This is a genomic window from Mesorhizobium humile, assembly GCF_033977215.1.
Taxonomy (GTDB): domain Bacteria; phylum Pseudomonadota; class Alphaproteobacteria; order Rhizobiales; family Rhizobiaceae; genus Mesorhizobium; species Mesorhizobium humile.
In genome coordinates, this window is sequence record NZ_JAVIIV010000004.1 from 180,461 (window position 1) to 197,804 (window position 17,344).

Here is a 17,344-nt window from a genome sequence, read left to right on the forward strand (position 1 = left end):
CTCAAAGCGCGTCGTAGACGGCGTCGATCAGGGCCTTGCGGCGCGGGTCGACATCGTCGAACCCCACCATACGGTTGGTGACGTAACCGAACCCCACGCCGGCGTCGGGGTCGGCAAAGCCGATGGCGCCGCCCCAGCCGGTATGGCCGAATGCTTGCGGCGATGCGCGGCCGGCATAGACAGGATCCTCGATCTGAAAGCCGGCAGCGAACGCGGCTGGCAGCGCGAAGCTGTCGTCCATGCCGCGAAAGCGCGGCATGGCGGCTTCTTCGATGGCCGCGCGGCCAATCAGGGCCCTGCCCTCAAAGGTCCCGCCCGCCGCCATCATGCCGTAGATACGCGCCAGCGCAGGCGCCGTGGACTGGCCGTTGCCGCCTGGCACCTCGGCGGCGCGCCAGGCGCGGTCGTTGGGCGCCAAGGCGCGGGGCGTTGGGTTGTCGCATGCGTGGGGAAAGGGCGAAGCGCGCACGAAGTCGACCCAGTCGGAGGTCTTCGGTCCCTCGATCATCTCGGCGGCCCGGGAGTCCTCGGCTTGGGGCAGGCCGACATGGAAATCGGCTCCAAGCGGATCCGCGATCTCTTCTGCGATGAAGCGGCCTATGCTGCGCCCGTCGACACGCCGCACCAACTCGCCGGCAAGATGGCCGTAGCTTAGGGCGTGGTAGATACAGCGGCTGCCGGGTTCCCATAGCGGCGCCATGGCGGCAAGCGCGTCGATATAGGGCGTCCAGGCGAGCATGCCTGCCTCGTCCATCGGCACGGCGAGACCGTTCAGCCCGGAGCGGTGCGACATCACCTGGTCGAGCGTGATGCGCTGCTTGCCGCCGGCCGCGAATTCCGGCCAATAGCGCGCGAGCGGCGCGGCATAGTCCAGCTTGCCGCGCTCCACCAGCATGGCGATCGCCAGCGCCACGACGCCCTTGGTGGAAGACCAGACATTGACCAGCGTGTCGCGCCGCCACGGCCGGGTGCGCGCGGCATCCGCATGGCCGCCCCAAAGGTCGACGACGGTCTTGCCTTCGGCCACGACCGAGATGCCGTCGCCATGCTCGAGGCCTTCAGCGAAACACCAGGCGAACGCGTCGCGCACCCCGGCAAAACGCGGATCGCAGACACCCTCTATGTTCATAGGCGAATTCCCACCAAAAGCGCCTTAGCCGAACAGCTTGGTCACAAAGCCGCTGAACCAGGCAAGTTGCGCCGCGTGGTGGGCTTCCATCAGCCGGTCCTGTTCGTCCCGGTCCTGCGCGCCGAGCGTTCCGTAGGGCGCGCCTTGCCGGTCCTGCCAGCGCCGGAAACCCGGCGGGCCTTGCTCGGCATGGAACTGCAGCGCATAGGTCTTGTCGCCGATCCGGAACGCCTGGTTGGGGAAGGTCTCGCTCGAGGCGAGGTGCACGGCGCCCGCCGGCAGGGCGAAGGTATGGAAGTGGTTTTGGGGCAGGAAGAGCGGCCGATCGAGGAAGTCGCCGGCCTCGGCCGTCGGCCTGATCTCGAAATAGCCGAACTCCCTGATGCCGCTTTCCACCGGCCCGACATCGGCGCCGAGGTGCCAGGCGATCTGCTGCGCGCCCTGGCAGATGCCGAGCAGCGGCAGGTCGTTCGAAAGGCAGTGCTCGATGAGCCCGGCCTCGTGGTCGAGGAATGGATGTTCGTCGGTGTCGAAGACGTTGAACGGGCCGCCATAGATCACGGCCCCGTCGACAGCGTCGAGATCGATCGCCTCGCCCTTGAACGGCATTGCGGTCGTGACCGCATGGCCGTTGGCCATGAGGGTCGTCTGGACATGGTCGTCGCCCGGTTCTTCCGAGTGCCTGACGAGAACGATGCGCTTCATCGGGAGGCTCCTGCCGCTCACTCCACCGGGGAATACCCGATACAGCTTAGCGGCCTGTCGGAAATGTGCCAGCGCCCAGTTACCGCTGGACGCCGGCAAGCCGCTCAAGCGTTGCGCCGGGGCTCACCCCTTCGCCAAGCCGCGATCGATCAGCCGGGCAAGGCGCGCCGAGAAGGCCTTGGCGTCGGCCGGCTTGTCGCCGTCGAGCACCCGCGCTTCGTCGTAGAGCAGATGCGCGGCGTCTTCCTTGAACGGCTTTTCGTCGTCGCCGAGCTTTGCCAGCGCCGCGACGCGCTCATGGCGCGGGTTGATCTCGAGGATCGGCTTGGCGGCCTTGTCGAGCCGGCCGGCGGCGTTGAGCAGGCGCTCGAACTGGCGGTCGGGGCCATGCTCCGGCGCGACCAGGCAGACGGCACTTTCGGTCAGCCTGTCGGAGGCTTTCACGTCCGACACCTCCTCGCCAAGCGTCGTCTTCACGAAGGCGAGGAACGCCGCGATGTCCGATGACGTCTCGGCATCCGGCTTCGCCGCATCCTCGGGCAACGGGACATCGGCAAGCTCGGCCGCGCCCTGCGTCACCGACTTGAACGGCTTGCCGTCGAATTCCGGCGTCATCGTCACCCAGAAACTGTCCACAGGATCGGTGAGGAGCAGCACCTCGATACCGCGCGCGCGAAAACCTTCGAGCTGCGGCGAGGCCTCAAGCCGGGCACGGTCGTCGCCGGCCATGAAAAAGATCGCCTTCTGGCCTTCCTTCATCGCCGCCACATAGTCGGCAAGGCTGCGCCAGCCTTCGCCCGAAGCCGTCGAACGGAAGCGGGCAAGCTTCAGCAACTGCTCGCGCCGCTCGTAATCCTCATAGAGGCCTTCCTTCAGCACGACGCCGAAGTTCTCCCAGATTTTCGCATAGGCTTCGGCATTGTTTTCGGCGAGTTTTACGAGATCGCCGAGCACGCGGTTGGTCACGCCCTTGCGGATCGAGGCGAGCAGCGGGCTCTCCTGGATCATCTCGCGCGAGACGTTGAGCGGCAAGTCGGCCGAATCGACCAGCCCGCGCACGAAGCGCAGGTAGCGCGGCAGCACGTCGGCGTCGTCGGTGATGAAGACGCGCCGCACATAGAGCTTCATGCGGCCCGTGCGGTCCTGGTCGAACAGGTCGAACGGCCGCGATCCAGGCACGAAGGCGAGCACGCTGTATTCCTGCCGGCCTTCGGCGCGGAAATGGATCGTGGAAGCCGGCTCGTCATACTGGCCGGCGATGCTGCGGTAGAAGTCGGTATATTCCTCGGGCTTGATCTCGCTCTTCTGCCGCACCCACAGTGCCGTGCCGTCGGCGATGTCGCGCGGCTCGGCGCCGGGTTTTTCGACAAGCGTGATCGGCACCGGCACATGGCCCGACTGCGTCTTCGCCAGGCTATCGAGCCGATAGGGCGTGGTGTAGGAGGAAGCGTCTTCCATCAGGTGCAGCACGACTCGCGTGCCGCGCTTGGGCGCCGCCTCGAGCGGCGCCGGCGCGATTTCGTAGGTGCCCTTGCCGTCGGACGACCAGCGGAAGGCCTCGTCGCTGCCGGCCTGGCGGCTGATGACGTCGACCCGGTCGGCGACCATGAAGGCCGAGTAGAAACCGACGCCGAACTGGCCGATAAGCTGCGTGTCAGCCGCCGCCTTGCCGGCCTCGACGCGCTCCATGAAGGCGCGCGTGCCGGAGCGCGCGATGGTGCCCAGTGCCTCGGCCATCTCGTCGCGGCTCATGCCGATGCCGTTGTCCTCGACGACAAGCTCCTTGTTGTCCGGATCGGCGGCAATCGTGATGCGCGGCTTGGCGTCGTCACCCAAAAGCTCGGGCCGGCTCACCGCCTCGAAGCGCAGCTTCTCGCAGGCATCCGCCGCGTTGGAGATCAGCTCGCGCAGGAAGACATCCCGGTCCGAATAGACCGAATGCACCATCATGTGCAGCAGCCGCGAGACGTCCGCTTCGAATGTCCTGGTTTCCGTTTTCTGATCCGTCATCTCGACTTTCCCAAATCTCCACTCTGCCTGACGCGCCGGGGCGTTCAGGATCTCATCCCACGATTGTTCAATTATCTCGCGGCCCGCGCGGGACCGGCTTCGGCAGGACAATATCGGGATGGCAGGCGAAGGCAACAAGAGGCGGCGAGAGTTAAGTGGAAAGGCCGATTCCATCGAACGCTCCACGGTAGGGTCGATAGGGGAGCTCTGCCTTTATGCTCGTTTGCGGCTTTTAAAGTCTTCGCATCGGTCATGTGAATGATGACAAGCAGCTCATTGTCTTTCTCTTTTGCGGCGCGTGGTTTCAGCCCATACCCTGAGAGAAGATTGAGATACGCCAGGAGCGGAAGAGGGGATCACTTGGCAGCGGATCCGCATAAGATTGGGAGCGGCGATAACCTTAATTTCGGTTTCTTTTACAGAGGCTTTCCGAGCGGAAGGTAAAGGGATAAATTAGCAATTCGTTAAGTACGACTTGGGGGCAAGCGTAAGGGATGTGCCGTGATGAATTTCAAGTCTCTGATCAAGCGGGCCGAGGACGTCGATAAGGAATTTCAGGAGCTCCAATCGGATCTGGCGGAAGCATTCGAGGACGTTCTTGCCGATGAGGAAAAGGCACCGTCGGAGGACGATGCCGTTGCCGGTCAGGAACTGGTGGCAAGCGACGAGAATCCACCGCCTGAACAGCAGCCCGACGCAGCTCCATCGCGGCTGACGCCGCATACCCAGACGCGGCTGGCCGCCCTGGAGGCCGTTGCCGGGCTTTTCCGAGATGGGCAGGGGCATCTGCAGGAGATCGAGGCGAAGCTTGCCGAGATCGCGACCGCGCATCACATGACGCGTGAGGTCCTCAACGTCTTCCATCGCGACGTGTTGCGCTCCAACGAACTGGAACTGGCAAACCTCGCTCTTACCACCGAGCACAAGACGCTCTCGGAACAATTGCTCGAGGCCGGCCGTAGGCAGCGCGAACGCGACGGCGCGGCCGAGGCCTGGCAACAGCGCGAGGCGAGCCTCGTCCAGGACCGGGAGCAACTGCGCTCGGCGCTTGCTGCCGTGCGGCTGGAGCTGGTCGAGACGGGCAATGAGAGCGCCAGGCGCGAGACCGAGTTCGGCGAGATCGTCAAGGCTCTGACGACCAAAACGGTAGAACTCGACAGACGCGGCGCCGAGAACAAGCTGCTGCGCGAAAAGCAGGTCGGCCTGTCGGTCGATCTGGAGCAGGCGCAAAAGCGCGAGGCGGAAGCCCGGCACAAATTCGACGAGTTCGCGGCAACCCACGCCAGCGAAACCGCCCATATCGCCGAGCTGATGGCCCAACTCGGCAACCATGAAAAGGAAGAAACCCGACTGCAGAAGACGCTGGAGGCGACGCAAGCCAAGCTTGCCGAAACAGCCGAAGCGGCGCGGATCGCCGAAAGCGACAGCATCGCCGAATTGGCGCGCAGCCAGGCGGAAATGCGCGGTTTGCGTGCCGAGATCCGGGAACTGCAGTCGCGTCTGGATCAGGTCTCGTCCGCTAATGGCGAAGCCACGGCCGAGATCGTCGGGCTCAAGGCGCAGTTGAGCGATGCCGTCACCGAACGCCAGATTGCGGAGGAAAGGCTGGCCGTTCTCAAGGAAGAGAGCGAAGCCGACAAGAAGAGCCTCTCGGTGGTCAGCACCAATCTCTCACAGCTTTCGATGCAGCAGGCGTCCGAGCAGATCCAGCTCGATATCCAGAAGCAGGAATGCGAGGATCTGCACGCCGAGGTTGAAGCGCTCAATGCCCGCATCCGGGAATTGCTGCCTTACGAGCGGCTGCACCGGGTGACGGACGCCAGATCGCGCAAGGATGCCGCGCCTCCGGCCAACGGGATCATCGCGGAGGCGGGACGTCCCGCTCCGCGGCGTGTCCCGCGACGGAACCTGCGTGCCAACGCGAGCTGAGAAAAACCGCCGCGTACCTGTAACCGGTCTGGCGGACTATTTGCCCGCCATGCCGTCGGCAAGGTCCTGCGCCTGCTTGAGCAGCGCCGGAAAGGACGGATCGCCGGGCAGGCGCTTTGCCATGCAGGCGCGGTAGTCGGCATCGCCCTTTTCCCAGGCGGCGTTGGCGGGGTCGGAAGCCGAGCCGTCGTCCTGGTTCGCATCCTGATCTGTCTGCTGGGCTTTCTGCGCGGCGGCGTCCGCAGCCGCCCAGATCGAATCACATTCGGCGATCTTCGGCACCGCCGGCGAAGCGGACGCCTCGGCGATCAGCACGCGGTCGCCTTTGACGACCGCCACCACGACGCGCTGGTCGTAGATCGGCCCGATGTCCTGTGTCCAGCCGCCGAGCCGGGCGACCACCGCATCGGCGCCATCGGGCTTCTTCAGTGAAAAGTCGAGCGTGCCCGAGAAGGCCGCGTCGCTGCCGATGGCCTGGGTGTAGAAACTGTCGAGCTTCAGCGCCGCGCCGATATCGGCGGGCAGCTTGAAATCCGCTTCCGCTTCGGCCGATTTGGATTTCAGCCAGCGCTCGGTCAGACCGCGTGTCGAGGCGACGATGCTCGGGCTGTCGTCACTCTGGGCATATCGCAGCCCGTCGAGCATGCCGTAGCCGATGTCGGAGGAGTTGAGGCTTTCGATATTGTTGACGCCGGTCGAGGGAAAACCCTTGACCGACAGCGGGCCGAGGATGGCGGCCAGGCGCTGCTGCAGATCGGCAAGGGCCTTTTCGTTCTGGGCATCGATAGTTTCGATCGCCGTGTTGGCGCTTGCCTGCGCGGTGATATCGGCAATCGCCTTGTCGCGTGCGGCGATATAATCGTCTTCTGGCGAGGCGGCGAGCGCCGTGCCGCCCGCCAGTGCAAAGAGAAGCGTTAAGACCAACCGCATGCTGCAACCCCAAGATTAGCGATCAAGAGTCCCTGGCAGCCATCGCCCGACTTGGCGGCTTTTGCGTGGCGGAAATCAGGGCTGCGGCAAATCTTTATTCCGTCTTGCGCTTCTCCACCTCGGCCTTTCTCAGCAGGAACCGCTGGATCTTGCCGCTCGGCGTCTTCGGCAACTCGCCGACGAACTCGATCTCGCGCGGATAGGAATGCGCCGACAGCCGCTTCTTGACATGCTGGGCGAGCTCTTCGGCGAGCGCCTCGCTGCCCTTGAAGGCAGGCGCCAGCACCACGAAAGCCTTGACGATCTCGGTGCGCTGCGGATCGGGCACGCCGACCACCGCTGCCTCGTTCACCGCCGGATGCTCGATCAGCGCGCTCTCGACATCGAACGGCCCGATGCGGTAGCCGGACGAGGTGATGACGTCGTCGGCGCGGCCGATGAAGGAGACCGAGCCGTCCGGCTCGTATTCCACCGTGTCGCCGGTGCGGTAATAGCCGCCGGCGATCGCCGGCGTCTCCGCCTGGTGATAGCCGCCGAACCAGCGCAGCGGCGATCTGGCGATATCGACGGCGAGCACGCCCGGCTGGTTGGGGCCGAGTTCGTTGCCCGCATCGTCCAGCACCACCATGCGGTAGCCCGGCATGGCGAAACCGGCCGAGCCCGCGCGGACAAGATGCTTAAGCCCGTGATGGTTGTTGACCATCATGCCGTTCTCGGTCTGGCCGTAATGGTCGTGGATCGGCGCGGCGAGGTTGGCGTCGAACCAGCGGATCACTTCCGGGTTGAGCGGCTCGCCGGCGCTGCTCACCACGCGCAGCCTGCCTTTGACGCGGGCCGCCGCCTCCGGCCCTTCCGCCATCAGCAGGCGATAGGCCGTCGGCGAGCCGGCAAGGCTGGTGACGCCGAGGCGCTCGATGATGTCGTAGGTCGATTTGGCGTTGAAGGCGCCTTCGTAGAAGGTGGTGGCGATGCCCAACTGCAGCGGCCCGGTGATGGCGTAGTAGAGCCCATAGGCCCAGCCGGGATCGGCGATGTTCCAGAAGATGTCGTCGGGCGTAAGCCCGATTGCGTCGCGCATATAGGCGCCGAAGGCAATCAGCGCGCTGAGCGGCACCGGGACGCCCTTCGGGTGCCCGGTCGTGCCGGAGGTCGACATCATCATGAACAGGTCCGAGCCCTTGCGCATGACCGGCTCGCAGCCGGGGGAGGCGGCTGCAATCGCCGCGCGGAAGTCGATGTCGCCGGCGGGCAGCGTGTCGCCGGGGCCAAGGATGGTGGCGATGCGCGGACGGTTCTCCACCTCGTCGAGCTTGCCGCGATTGGCGGGGTTGGTCACCACCAGCTTCGCCTTGCTGTAGCTCAGGCGATGCTCGATGGCTTTCGGCCCGAAAGCGGTGAACAGCGGCTGGTAGACCGCGCCGACGCGCCATGTGCCGAGGATCAGCGCCACCAGCTCGGGAATGCGCGGCAGCATGCCGGCAACGACGTCGCCGGGGCCGACGCCGAGCTCCTTGAGCATAGTGCCGACGCGGCCCGACATATCGGCCAGATCATCGAAGGAGTATTCCCGCAATTCGCCGCCGGCCGAGATCGCGCGCAGCGCCAGCCTGTTTTGGCTGGTGTAGCGGCCGCAGCATTCGACATAGGCGTTGATGCCGGTGGCGGGATCGCCGTGAAGGCGCGCGATCTCGTCCTCGATGCGGAATTGCGCAACGGCATCCTCATAGCGCGGCAGCGCTTGCGTGCTGGTCATGGCATCCTCCCTCGGCGGTGGATCATCTCCCCAAGATCGCCGCTGGGAGAGATTGCCTGAAAAGAGGGCGCTGGTCGATTGCGGCGAAAGTCGGCCCCTGGCTCAAGGCAGACGCACCCCTTGCGCCTGCATGTGCCGTTTCCAGCGGTTGCGCAACTCGGCGGGACGGCAGCCGATACGCTCGTCGAGAAAGATCGCGGCGGATATCCGGTCGGTGCGGAAATGGCGGAAATCTTGGCGCAACTCGCACCAGGCGGCGAGCAGGCGCACCGTCTCGGCATAGCCGATCATGGTCGGCCAGATGACGCGTTCGCTCTCTTCGTCGCGTTCGTTGCGGTAGCGGATCCGGATCTTGTGACCTTTGCGGATCGATTCTCGCGCCCGCGAAATATCCAGCCCGTCCAGCAGGCTCGCGCGGCTGAGCGGCGCGCCGACGGTTGGATTGCTGACGAAGGGGCGCAGCCGCTCGGGCACGACGGTGGCAATCTTGGCGATCAGGTCGCGCGCGGCGCTGGCCAGCACAGCGTCGCCCTTGTCGGCCACCCATTGCGCGCCGAGCACCGCCGCTTCCAGTTCGTCCGGCGTCAGCATCAGCGGCGGCATGTCGTAGTCGCGGTCGAGCACATAGCCGAGGCCGGCCTCGCCCTGGATCGGCACGCGCTGTCCGATGAGATCGGCGATGTCGCGATAGACCGAGCGGCGCGAGATTTCGAGCTCTTCGGCAATCTGGCCGGCGGTGATCGGCCGGCTCGATCGCCGCAGGATCTGGATGATCTGGAACAGTCTGTCGGCACGGCGCAAAGCATGTCTCCTGTTGCCACTATGGTGGCAGCAGGCCTGGTCCACAAGTCGGGGCAGGGCGCCTGAACGGGCGCGTCCAGCCGCGGAGATGTCCGTCGGCCAGCCACGGAGAAGACTTGGATGAATTTCGTTTCAACCCGTATCATCACCGCCGACGTCAAGCGGCTCGTCGCCTTCTACGAGACGGTCACGGGCATCAAGCTCACGCTCTACACCGAGGATTTCGCCGAGCTCGTCACGGGAGCCGGCACGCTGGCGATCGGCAGCACGCGCACGCTCCGGCTCTTCGGCGGCGACCACGTCGCGAGCCCCGCCGAGAACCGCAGCGCCATCGTCGAGTTCCGCGTCGCCGATGTCGATGACGAGTACCGGCGGCTGGGCGATTTCATCGACGGCGCGCTGGTGCAGGCGCCCACCACCATGCCCTGGGGCAATCGCTCGCTGCTGTTTCGCGATCCCGACGGCAATCTGGTGAATTTCTTCACGCCTGTGACGGCGGAGGCGATTGCGAAGTTTGAAAGGTGAGGGTGTTCCAAGTAAGAGCCGGTGCCGAAGCTGCCAATCTCCCCCAAGAGAGGGAGATGTCCGGCAGGACAGAGGGTGCGCGAAGGAACGCGGCGTAACGTGGTAAGCGGTTGACCACATCGACCATCCGGCCGATAGGGACGGCGAACCAGAGAGCCGCGATGACCACCGACCTCAAACAACCGGCCCCCGACGCCGCCTGGCAGGACGACATCCGCGCCGGCGTGCGCCATGTCCGCGACCTGGCGTCCCTGCCGCTCTCGCCGGCCGAGCGCGCCGCCGCGCAGGAAGCCGCGGCCGCGCACAAGGTGCGCGTGCCAAAGCCCTATCTCGACCTCATCGACTGGAACGACCCAGCCGACCCGATCCGCGCCCAGGTGATCCCATCGCCCGACGAACTGGTCGCAGCGGAGGGCGAGCTCGACGATCCGATCGGCGACCACGCCTTCAGCCCGGTGCCCCGCCTGACCCACCGCCATGCCGACCGCGTGCTTCTGTTCCCGACCTATCAGTGCGCCGTCTATTGCCGCTTCTGCTTCCGTAAGGAGTCGCTGACATCGATCGGCCGCGGCTATACGCTCGAGGCGCTGGAGCCGGCGCTGGCCTACATCGCCGGGCACCCGGAAATCCGCGAGGTGATCCTGACCGGCGGCGATCCGCTATCTCTGCCCGACAAGGCGCTGGCCGAAATCCGCGCCCGCCTGGAGGCGATCCCGCATCTCAGGCTTCTGCGCATCCACACCCGTGTGCCTGTGGCGCTGCCGTCGCGCATAACGGCTGGCCTGGTCCAGGCCTTGCAGGGCCGGCTGATGGTAACGGTGGTGACCCACTTCAACCACGCGCGGGAAATCACACAAGCCACAGAGGCGGCCTGCCGTACCATGCGGCAGGCGGGCTTCGTGCTGCTCAACCAGAGCGTTCTGCTCAAAGGCGTCAACGACAAGGTCGAGATGCTGGAGGAGCTCTGCCGCGAGCTGATGTATCGGCTCGGCGTAAAACCCTATTACCTGCACCATGGCGACCTCGCGCGCGGCATGGCGTACCGCCGCACAACGATTGCCGAAGGCCAGGCGCTGGTCGCCGAGCTGCGCCAGCGCCTCTCCGGCATATGCAACCCCACCTATGTCATCGACCTGCCGGACGGCGGCGGCAAGGTGCCACTGGCGGCGAGCCATATCGAGGGCCGAGACGGCGACACCTGGCGGATCAGAGGCCAGGACGGCAGGGTGCGGGAGTATACCGAGGTGGTGGTGGACTCATGAAAGGAGGGCCGGGCGCCGCTAGCAAGCGGCCCGACAGCTCTGTTTCGGGGGAAGGTGCTGGGTGGCCGGGCCTAACCGGCGGCATGAACGCTGGCTAAACAAGCTGAATCCGACCCGTCAATGCTGCGCCATGTGAACGAAGTATTTGCTGTTCCTTCGTTCGGAGGATGCGGCGGTCCAGGAAAAGTTCGACACTGACGATGATCCTCTTGATCATCGTTGATCCTGTTGGGATCATCAAAAGTCTACACAGTGAGAGTCCCCTGCCAGGTGCCTTCCTGGCGATCCTTGGGCCCCGCCTGCTTCTCCCCGGAGCACGCGGGGCCTCCCGTTCAACGCGGCCTGGTCGCAACATTGCCCTCTTCCTGTGGGAACCGGGTTCCTCGCCCTGCATTCTATGAGCGGGAGCTGAAGGAGCGTTGCGTGAAGGCTTTGTTGGGAATTGCCGGCGGCTTCGTGCTGACGCTCATCGTGTTTGCCAGCGGGCTTGCCTTCGCCACCTGGCTGCTCGCCGCCAAGCCGGTGCGCCAGGCAACGCCCGCGATCGGCGTTTCCGAGCTCTGGACGAAGGATGCGCAGCCGGTCGATCAGCAGAAGCAGAACCTTGAACGCATTCCCGCCCGGCAGCTTGCGGCTGCACCCGCCAAGACTGGCGACAAGACTGGCGAACCGGCCCCAGGCCAATCGATCAAAACGGATAGCGGAGCGCAGACCACCGCGCTCGCAGCGCCGGCGCCTGCGGTAGCGCCGCGACTGCAGCCATTGCCCAACGTCTCTGGCCCGGGCCAGCCCACGCCCGATGCCGGCGCGGCCCAGCGGCCGGCGACAGTCGACCAGCAGGCCGAGCCGCAACTGCCCGTTGCCCATCTGCAATGGTGCGCCGCGCGCTACCGCAGCTACCGCCCGGCGGAAAACAGCTACCGCTCCTATGGTGGCGAGTTGCGTCCCTGCATCTCACCCTACTACGACCCTGGCGGCGACCGCACTGCCTCGACCGGCCAGAACGATCAAGCCGACGATCAGGCAGCAGCGAACGATCGCCAGAACGCCACCACCGACGACTGGACGGGCGATGATCAGGCCGAGATGGAAGGCTACGCCCCATCACGCGGCGGCTACGCCACAACCTATGGCGGCCCGCCGGAAGAAATCTCGCCGGAGGCTGAGGCCGCCCAGGCGTCGGGCCGCGCTGTCTCGGGCGACCACGTCGATTACTGCTTCAGCCGCTACCGCTCCTACGATCCGCAAGACAACACCTACCAGCCCTTCGACGGCGGCCCACGCCGCCAGTGCGAGTAGGGGAGGAGTCGCGTTTCTGAGATGCTGGCGCGAGGCGCCCCCTCTGTCCTGCCGGACATCTACCCCGCTTGGGGGGAGATTGGCAGATCCGACGCCGCGCTCACCTCTGCAGCGTCGGTGATTGGCGAAATCCGGCGTGACATCCGATTTCCCCTCTTGTGGGGGAGATGGTCGGCAGATCAGAGGGCGCGCTGTCCCGCCAGCCTCTCGCGCCAACCCGCCAACATCACCCCACAACCTTCCCGGGATTGAGGATGTTGTTGGGATCGACCAACTGCTTGATCGCCTTCGCCAAATCCTGCTTCACGGGATCCGCATGCCGCTCATAGGCGTCGCGCTTGTCGAGTCCCACGCCATGCTCGGCCGAGAATGAGCCGCCGGCCTCCCGCAGCCCCTCGTAAAGCACGTCCTCGATCGCCTCGTGCCGCTCGTGCGAGACAGGGCCGTCGCAATTGATCGATATGTGCAAATTGCCGTCGGCGAGATGGCCGTAGACATAAGGCGCGTAAGAAGCGTCGACCTGCTTCAGCCCCGTCTCGATGCGCGCCACGTAGGCGTCCAGCCCGCCGCCGGGCGCCGATACATCGAAGGAGGGCGCCATGGGATGCGCGCGCTCGATCTGCTCCGTCTCCTCGCGCAGCCGCCACATCGCGGCGGCTTGCGCCTCGGAGCTCGCGACCAGCCCGTCGATGATGCCTGCCTCTTCCCAGATCGCCGCCAGCCCGTCCTCGAGCGCGTGTCGCGCCGCCTCGATATTGTCGGCGCCGAGCCCCAGCACCAGAAGGCACGGCGCCTCGAGCGGCAGGCTGCCCGGCGCATAATTCAGCGCCCGCTGCATCAGCGAGGCAAAACTACGCCACAGGATTTCGGCAGCGGTGAGCCGGGCGCTGGTCGAGGCCAAGAAATGCCGCACGATCCGCTGCGCGCTGGCCGCATCCGGCACGCCGACAAGCGCGGTGGCGCTGGCCCTGGCCACCGGGTCGAGCCGCACCGCCACGCGTGTAACGATGCCGAGCGTGCCCTCGGCGCCGATAAAGAGATGTTTCAGGTCGTAGCCGGCGCTGGTCTTCAGCACCCGGGTGAGATCGGAAAACACCCGCCCGTCCGGCAGCACGGCCTCCAGCCCGAGCACGCGGTGGCGCATCGTGCCGTTGCGAAACGCCATGATGCCGCCGGCATTGGTGGAAACCATGCCGCCGATGGTGGCGCTGCCGCGCGCGGCAAGGTCGATGCCCGGGTCGAGCCCATGCTCAGCCGCCGCTTCCTGCAGCGCCCCCAGCGTCACGCCCGCCTGCACGATCGCCACGCGCGCGAACGGGTCGATCTCCTCGATTTGGTTGAGCCCGCCGAGGTCGCAGATCACCTGACCCGCTGAAGTCGCCGCCCCGCCCGCCAGCCCCGTGCGCCCGCCCTGCGCGACAAGGCTGACGTTGTGCTCCGTACAAAAACGCACCAGGGCCGCGACTCCCTCGACATCGCGCGGCCGCACCAGCGCCGAAGCGCCGAAATTGCGGGCATCGAAGCCGGGATCGCGGGTAGCGAGTTCGGTGGCGTCCCAGATGGTGGCGGTGGGGAGGGCGGCGCGGAGGGAAGATAAAAGGCCGTCGCTCACGCTGGCGGACTCCTTCTGAAGCTGAGCCTCCAACCTATAGAGGCGGTGGCGCGGTTGAGCCACACTCGGACAATGATTGCAGGGCTAAATTTCGCTCGTGCCAGCCGCGCTGCTTCGATTGCCGTGTGGCAACTTTCGCATCGACGCGGATCAGGATGTTCTGCCGGCCTGTTCGCGCCTTTGGGCATCCAGGCTATTCAGCTTGGCAACAAGCTTTTCCGCGCGCCGCGTCCTGATTCCAACCGTCGGCTTCTGCTCGAACTCGGCAGGTTGGCCGGTAAAGACATCGAAAACGGTCCAACTGTTCGGCTCGTCCATCCTCAGTGCGTAGCGGTTTGCCATGCTTGCATCCTTCTGGTCTCGCGCCGGCTAGACGAGCCCGCTCAGGCCCGTAGGACAAATACCGACGCCAGCACAGCTGCAATCCACAGCGCAACATAAAGCGTCAAGGCGAGTCGTCCGTGTGCGAAAAGCGCTCCGCGCATTGTCTCCGCGGCATTTTCCATGCGTTTCGATCTGGCCGGCTTCACCGCGGCCTGAGGCTCCGTCGCGCCAAACTTGCCGAAGCCACGGGAGATCCGCTTGGCCATGGATACGACCTCGAATGTTGTTGCAATGCCGGAAGTGGAGAGCGGAGCGGCGGACGACCACATAGCGGCTATGTGCTCGGATTTCTCGATGGCCTTTTCGGGAAAAGCCTGCCGTCTTATAGATGGCTTTGGATGTGGCGGATAGGAGTGAAAAAATAATTACAGGGAAGCCCAAAAATATTTGGGTGAAATAATTTGAAGATTTCAGCGCTTGCAAATCGATTTACCGCTGTTTCAGGCCCGGATTTGTGATTTCTATTTATCCGGGAAAAAAATATTTGGCGTGTAAGTCTTGCTTTGAGCGCAATTGAGGCGCATACAAAAAGTGTTGATTTGGTTGAGTTTGGCTTTCGCCCCGTCGGAGCCGCGCCAATCCTTTCCGAATTTTCGATAGCGAAGCGTTGCGTCGTTCCGGCGCGGCAGCTTGCTCGTTTGAACCCTGGAACGATGCAGGGCGCTGACCACGGATGTACTGGCAGCACCGCAAACCGTTCCAGCGGTTCGACCGAAATAATGCGGAAATCCATCCTGGCATGTTTTCACAGGAAAGCTGCAATCGTGGCCATTCGCGTCGTTCGTCGCTTCGGCTCTGCCGCTTCAGACGGGCCGCAACCGCAGGGTATTTTGCTGATCTCGACGAAAAGGCCTGGAAGGGTCTTTCCCGCGCCGCGCAACGCGGCCGCTTTCATTCACCTGCCGGCGATCGTCCGCACTGTGGGGCTCGCACGGTAAAAGTATCGATCAACCGGCCTCTCTCGAGGCGGCGCTCGATGACGACCGGAGACAATCATGACAAGCCTTATGCAGCGCAACACACGGCCGATACGGCACGGCGCCCCGCCGCGGTTGTTCGACATCGGACAGGCGGTCCGTCTGAAGGGAGATTTCCGGACATCGACCGCGGAAGTCTACCACGTCACCGGCACGCTGCCGCCAAAAGAAAACTCGCCGCAATACCGCATCCGCAGCGACACCGAACCGCATGAGCGGGTGGTGACCGAGGACAGGCTGGAATCGGCCGGAACCCCGGCGTCGGACCTCGGCCTGATGCTGATCGAAAGGACGTTCGGACATGGCCAAGGGACAGCAGCGCTCCAATCGCGAGGTGAGGAAGTCAACGCAGGAAAAAGTTCCGACCAAGCCTGAGAGCCCGTTCAATCAAGGTACTGGCCTCAGCGCGAAGGGCTCGATGCCGTCGCGCGGCGGGTCTCGATGACGGTCGTGATCGAATTCTATCGCACGCGCCTCACCGACGACGCGCATGCCGTTATCGGCCGCGAGACGGTGCTGGCAACCGATCTCGACGATGCAATCGAGATCGCGCGGCTTCTGGCGAGGACGCTGAACATGCCGCAGTGGCCGGACGCGGTCACAATCTCCGAAGCGGACGGTGCGGCGCTTTATTCGGAGATTATTGCCGCGCAGGAACGCGAGGAAAGACCGGTATGAACAGCCCCATGGCCAATGGCGAAATCGAGGCCGGTCGCAAGGCCGTATCCGGCTGCTCGCAAAGCGATGGAGGCCTGTCAGCCTACGTCTTCAGGGATCGTCAATACGGCCGCCGCGTCGAAGCGGATCATTCCTGGACGGTCTACCATGTCTTCACTGGAATTCCAGCGCATGTCGACGGCGCTCCGATGGTCGGGCTAACGCGTGCGCATGCGACGAAGAGCATGCTGGATCTCAACCGTCGCAATGTCGAGGCTCGAAAGGAATGGAACAGAGCCCGGCCGGCAACTGAATATGCCGAAATAAAGGTGGGCAACCCATGACGCTCTCCTTTCCAAATCCCAGCCGGAGCTTCGATCAAACGCGCCACGCCGTCTGCTTCATTGGCCATGACGGCATGTTCCAGGTTCGCTTCTTCGTCGAGGTCGAGGCCCTTGGGACATTTAACGACAATGCTGGGGGTGGGGAAACGGCCGAGACGGCATACCTTTCGGCATTCGACGCCCTGCGCAGTTCCATCCAGGACGCCGCCAGCAAAGCATATGCGCGCGAGCGCCGAAACTCCTACACGCTCACTGCTTCCGGCTTCCGATAGGCAGGAAGCCAATATCGCACGAAAGAGCACGCAACCGCGAATAGCCTTAGCCCTTGGCTGCTATAAGAAAGGATAATGCTGATGCGTTCCATGAAAACTCCCGAGTCGCCGCCGGCCGCGATGAAGCCGAGCGTCAGGCCGTCAAGCATCATGTCCGCACGGCTGACGATCAGGAAGGACGAAGCAGCAAGGCGCAAGCTCGCTGACACCGACGGCACTGTGCGGCGGGCACGCCAGATCGCGGAACGCAATCGCCTGATTTGACGTACGGCCACCGACAAGTGTCTCGGGAGCTGGCTTTCCCGGTCCTAGGCATGTCCAATCCCAAGGCGTTCATGCCCTAACCCGGGAGAAATACCATGGCGATAAAGCCCAACTATCGATACGAGCGCAGTCAACGCGACAAGGCGAAGGCGGCAAAGAAGGAAGCCAAGCTCGCGGCCAAAGTGGCGAAAGAGAAGGTAGCGGAGCGGCAAAGCGAGCGGGAGCAGAGCACTGATAGCGGATAACGTCGCGTTAGGCCGGCCGGCCTTGGAACCGAAAATGACAAAACGAGAGTCGGATCACTTCGAAATCGATGTGGAATGCCCTCGGTGTCGGCACCAGGCGAAAACGCGCGTGGGCTGGATCCGTGCTCACACCCAGATGGAGTGCGAAAATTGCGGCGAGATCATCGACATCGAAAGTAGGAATTTCAGAGCACGCGAACAGCCTTAAAGCATGTCTCCCGAAAGTGGGGCCCGGTTTCGGGACAA

Annotated in this window: 20 protein-coding genes; 11 read left to right on the forward strand and 9 right to left on the reverse strand. The window is 64.4% G+C overall.

The annotated features are described in order from the left end of the window. Position 1: 1 nt before the first annotated feature. The 3 genes from RFM52_RS08585 to htpG form a co-directional block, all read right to left on the reverse strand. Positions 2-1,129, reverse strand: coding sequence for a serine hydrolase domain-containing protein (locus RFM52_RS08585; protein ID WP_320296206.1), 1,128 nt, complete (start codon positions 1,127-1,129; stop codon positions 2-4). A gap of 24 nt (positions 1,130-1,153) precedes the next feature. Then, the gene (locus tag RFM52_RS08590) at positions 1,154-1,834 is read right to left on the reverse strand and encodes a type 1 glutamine amidotransferase (RefSeq protein ID WP_320296205.1); all 681 of its coding nucleotides are present in this window, start codon (positions 1,832-1,834) and stop codon (positions 1,154-1,156) included. A gap of 123 nt (positions 1,835-1,957) precedes the next feature. Next, positions 1,958-3,844, reverse strand: a complete 1,887-nt coding sequence (htpG, locus tag RFM52_RS08595; RefSeq protein ID WP_320296204.1) for a molecular chaperone HtpG — start codon at positions 3,842-3,844, stop codon at positions 1,958-1,960. Between the two features lie 504 nt (positions 3,845-4,348). On the opposite strand from htpG, the gene RFM52_RS08600 reads away from it, so the two are divergent. Further along, complete coding sequence (locus tag RFM52_RS08600) at positions 4,349-5,773, forward strand: coiled-coil domain-containing protein (protein ID WP_320296203.1); 1,425 nt, start codon at positions 4,349-4,351, stop codon at positions 5,771-5,773. A gap of 36 nt (positions 5,774-5,809) precedes the next feature. On the opposite strand, the gene RFM52_RS08605 is transcribed toward RFM52_RS08600, so the two are convergent. From RFM52_RS08605 to RFM52_RS08615, 3 genes are all read right to left on the reverse strand, one after another. Beyond that, entirely contained in the window at positions 5,810-6,703 is an 894-nt protein-coding gene (locus RFM52_RS08605; RefSeq protein WP_320296202.1) for a hypothetical protein, read from the reverse strand. Between the two features lie 94 nt (positions 6,704-6,797). Then, positions 6,798-8,456, reverse strand: a complete 1,659-nt coding sequence (locus RFM52_RS08610; protein WP_320296201.1) for an acyl-CoA synthetase — start codon at positions 8,454-8,456, stop codon at positions 6,798-6,800. Between the two features lie 102 nt (positions 8,457-8,558). Beyond that, positions 8,559-9,257, reverse strand: coding sequence for a helix-turn-helix transcriptional regulator (locus RFM52_RS08615; protein ID WP_320296200.1), 699 nt, complete (start codon positions 9,255-9,257; stop codon positions 8,559-8,561). A gap of 120 nt (positions 9,258-9,377) precedes the next feature. Here RFM52_RS08615 and RFM52_RS08620 point away from each other — a divergent pair, with 120 nt between their 5' ends. From RFM52_RS08620 to RFM52_RS08630, 3 genes are all read left to right on the forward strand, one after another. After that, complete coding sequence (locus RFM52_RS08620) at positions 9,378-9,782, forward strand: VOC family protein (RefSeq protein ID WP_320296199.1); 405 nt, start codon at positions 9,378-9,380, stop codon at positions 9,780-9,782. A gap of 161 nt (positions 9,783-9,943) precedes the next feature. Continuing rightward, entirely contained in the window at positions 9,944-11,044 is a 1,101-nt protein-coding gene (locus RFM52_RS08625; RefSeq protein ID WP_320296198.1) for a KamA family radical SAM protein, read from the forward strand. Between the two features lie 423 nt (positions 11,045-11,467). Beyond that, the gene (locus RFM52_RS08630; RefSeq protein ID WP_320296197.1) at positions 11,468-12,343 is read left to right on the forward strand and encodes a BA14K family protein; all 876 of its coding nucleotides are present in this window, start codon (positions 11,468-11,470) and stop codon (positions 12,341-12,343) included. A gap of 226 nt (positions 12,344-12,569) precedes the next feature. Here the strand turns inward: RFM52_RS08630 and RFM52_RS08635 are convergent, their stop codons facing one another. The 3 genes from RFM52_RS08635 to RFM52_RS08645 form a co-directional block, all read right to left on the reverse strand. Beyond that, the gene (locus RFM52_RS08635; protein ID WP_320296196.1) at positions 12,570-13,955 is read right to left on the reverse strand and encodes an FAD-binding oxidoreductase; all 1,386 of its coding nucleotides are present in this window, start codon (positions 13,953-13,955) and stop codon (positions 12,570-12,572) included. A gap of 150 nt (positions 13,956-14,105) precedes the next feature. Next, entirely contained in the window at positions 14,106-14,297 is a 192-nt protein-coding gene (locus RFM52_RS08640) for a hypothetical protein (protein WP_320296195.1), read from the reverse strand. Between the two features lie 41 nt (positions 14,298-14,338). Next, positions 14,339-14,545 (reverse strand): hypothetical protein, encoded by a 207-nt coding sequence (locus tag RFM52_RS08645; protein ID WP_320296194.1) that lies wholly within the window; start codon positions 14,543-14,545, stop codon positions 14,339-14,341. Positions 14,546-14,842: 297 nt separating this feature from the next. On the opposite strand from RFM52_RS08645, the gene RFM52_RS08650 reads away from it, so the two are divergent. The 7 genes from RFM52_RS08650 (at position 14,843) to RFM52_RS08680 (ending at position 17,098) form a co-directional block, all read left to right on the forward strand. Next, positions 14,843-15,277, forward strand: a complete 435-nt coding sequence (locus RFM52_RS08650) for a hypothetical protein (RefSeq protein ID WP_320296193.1) — start codon at positions 14,843-14,845, stop codon at positions 15,275-15,277. 57 nt (positions 15,278-15,334) lie between these two features. Continuing rightward, positions 15,335-15,691 (forward strand): hypothetical protein, encoded by a 357-nt coding sequence (locus RFM52_RS08655; RefSeq protein ID WP_320296192.1) that lies wholly within the window; start codon positions 15,335-15,337, stop codon positions 15,689-15,691. Positions 15,692-15,757: 66 nt separating this feature from the next. After that, on the forward strand, positions 15,758-15,994 hold the full coding sequence (locus RFM52_RS08660) for a hypothetical protein (protein ID WP_320296191.1): 237 nt from the start codon (positions 15,758-15,760) through the stop codon (positions 15,992-15,994). Next, positions 15,991-16,317, forward strand: coding sequence for a hypothetical protein (locus tag RFM52_RS08665; RefSeq protein ID WP_320296190.1), 327 nt, complete (start codon positions 15,991-15,993; stop codon positions 16,315-16,317). Before RFM52_RS08660 ends, RFM52_RS08665 begins: the two co-directional genes overlap by 4 nt. Further along, positions 16,314-16,589 carry a DUF1488 family protein gene (locus RFM52_RS08670; RefSeq protein WP_320296189.1) on the forward strand — a complete coding sequence of 92 codons (276 nt, stop codon included), beginning with the start codon at positions 16,314-16,316 and terminating at the stop codon, positions 16,587-16,589. The genes RFM52_RS08665 and RFM52_RS08670 overlap by 4 nt, the downstream gene beginning before the upstream one ends. Positions 16,590-16,670: 81 nt before the next feature. Beyond that, a complete protein-coding gene (locus tag RFM52_RS08675) occupies positions 16,671-16,853 on the forward strand; it encodes a hypothetical protein (protein ID WP_320296401.1) in 183 nt (60 codons plus the stop codon). 95 nt (positions 16,854-16,948) lie between these two features. Next, positions 16,949-17,098: a hypothetical protein gene (locus tag RFM52_RS08680; RefSeq protein WP_320296188.1), complete on the forward strand. Its 150-nt coding sequence runs from the start codon at positions 16,949-16,951 to the stop codon at positions 17,096-17,098. The last annotated feature ends 246 nt before the right edge of the window (positions 17,099-17,344 follow it).

Coding starts and splice junctions, on each gene's coding strand:
- RFM52_RS08640 (WP_320296195.1), bottom strand. CDS start 14,297: ATGGCAAACCGCTACGCACTGAGGATGGACGAGCCGAACAGTTGGACC.
- RFM52_RS08660 (WP_320296191.1), top strand. CDS start 15,758: ATGACGGTCGTGATCGAATTCTATCGCACGCGCCTCACCGACGACGCG.
- RFM52_RS08655 (WP_320296192.1), top strand. CDS start 15,335: ATGACAAGCCTTATGCAGCGCAACACACGGCCGATACGGCACGGCGCC.
- RFM52_RS08645 (WP_320296194.1), bottom strand. CDS start 14,545: ATGGCCAAGCGGATCTCCCGTGGCTTCGGCAAGTTTGGCGCGACGGAG.
- RFM52_RS08600 (WP_320296203.1), top strand. CDS start 4,349: ATGAATTTCAAGTCTCTGATCAAGCGGGCCGAGGACGTCGATAAGGAA.
- RFM52_RS08665 (WP_320296190.1), top strand. CDS start 15,991: ATGAACAGCCCCATGGCCAATGGCGAAATCGAGGCCGGTCGCAAGGCC.
- RFM52_RS08625 (WP_320296198.1), top strand. CDS start 9,944: ATGACCACCGACCTCAAACAACCGGCCCCCGACGCCGCCTGGCAGGAC.
- RFM52_RS08605 (WP_320296202.1), bottom strand. CDS start 6,703: ATGCGGTTGGTCTTAACGCTTCTCTTTGCACTGGCGGGCGGCACGGCG.
- RFM52_RS08670 (WP_320296189.1), top strand. CDS start 16,314: ATGACGCTCTCCTTTCCAAATCCCAGCCGGAGCTTCGATCAAACGCGC.
- RFM52_RS08585 (WP_320296206.1), bottom strand. CDS start 1,129: ATGAACATAGAGGGTGTCTGCGATCCGCGTTTTGCCGGGGTGCGCGAC.
- RFM52_RS08680 (WP_320296188.1), top strand. CDS start 16,949: ATGGCGATAAAGCCCAACTATCGATACGAGCGCAGTCAACGCGACAAG.
- RFM52_RS08675 (WP_320296401.1), top strand. CDS start 16,671: ATGCGTTCCATGAAAACTCCCGAGTCGCCGCCGGCCGCGATGAAGCCG.
- RFM52_RS08620 (WP_320296199.1), top strand. CDS start 9,378: ATGAATTTCGTTTCAACCCGTATCATCACCGCCGACGTCAAGCGGCTC.
- htpG (WP_320296204.1), bottom strand. CDS start 3,844: ATGACGGATCAGAAAACGGAAACCAGGACATTCGAAGCGGACGTCTCG.
- RFM52_RS08610 (WP_320296201.1), bottom strand. CDS start 8,456: ATGACCAGCACGCAAGCGCTGCCGCGCTATGAGGATGCCGTTGCGCAA.
- RFM52_RS08590 (WP_320296205.1), bottom strand. CDS start 1,834: ATGAAGCGCATCGTTCTCGTCAGGCACTCGGAAGAACCGGGCGACGAC.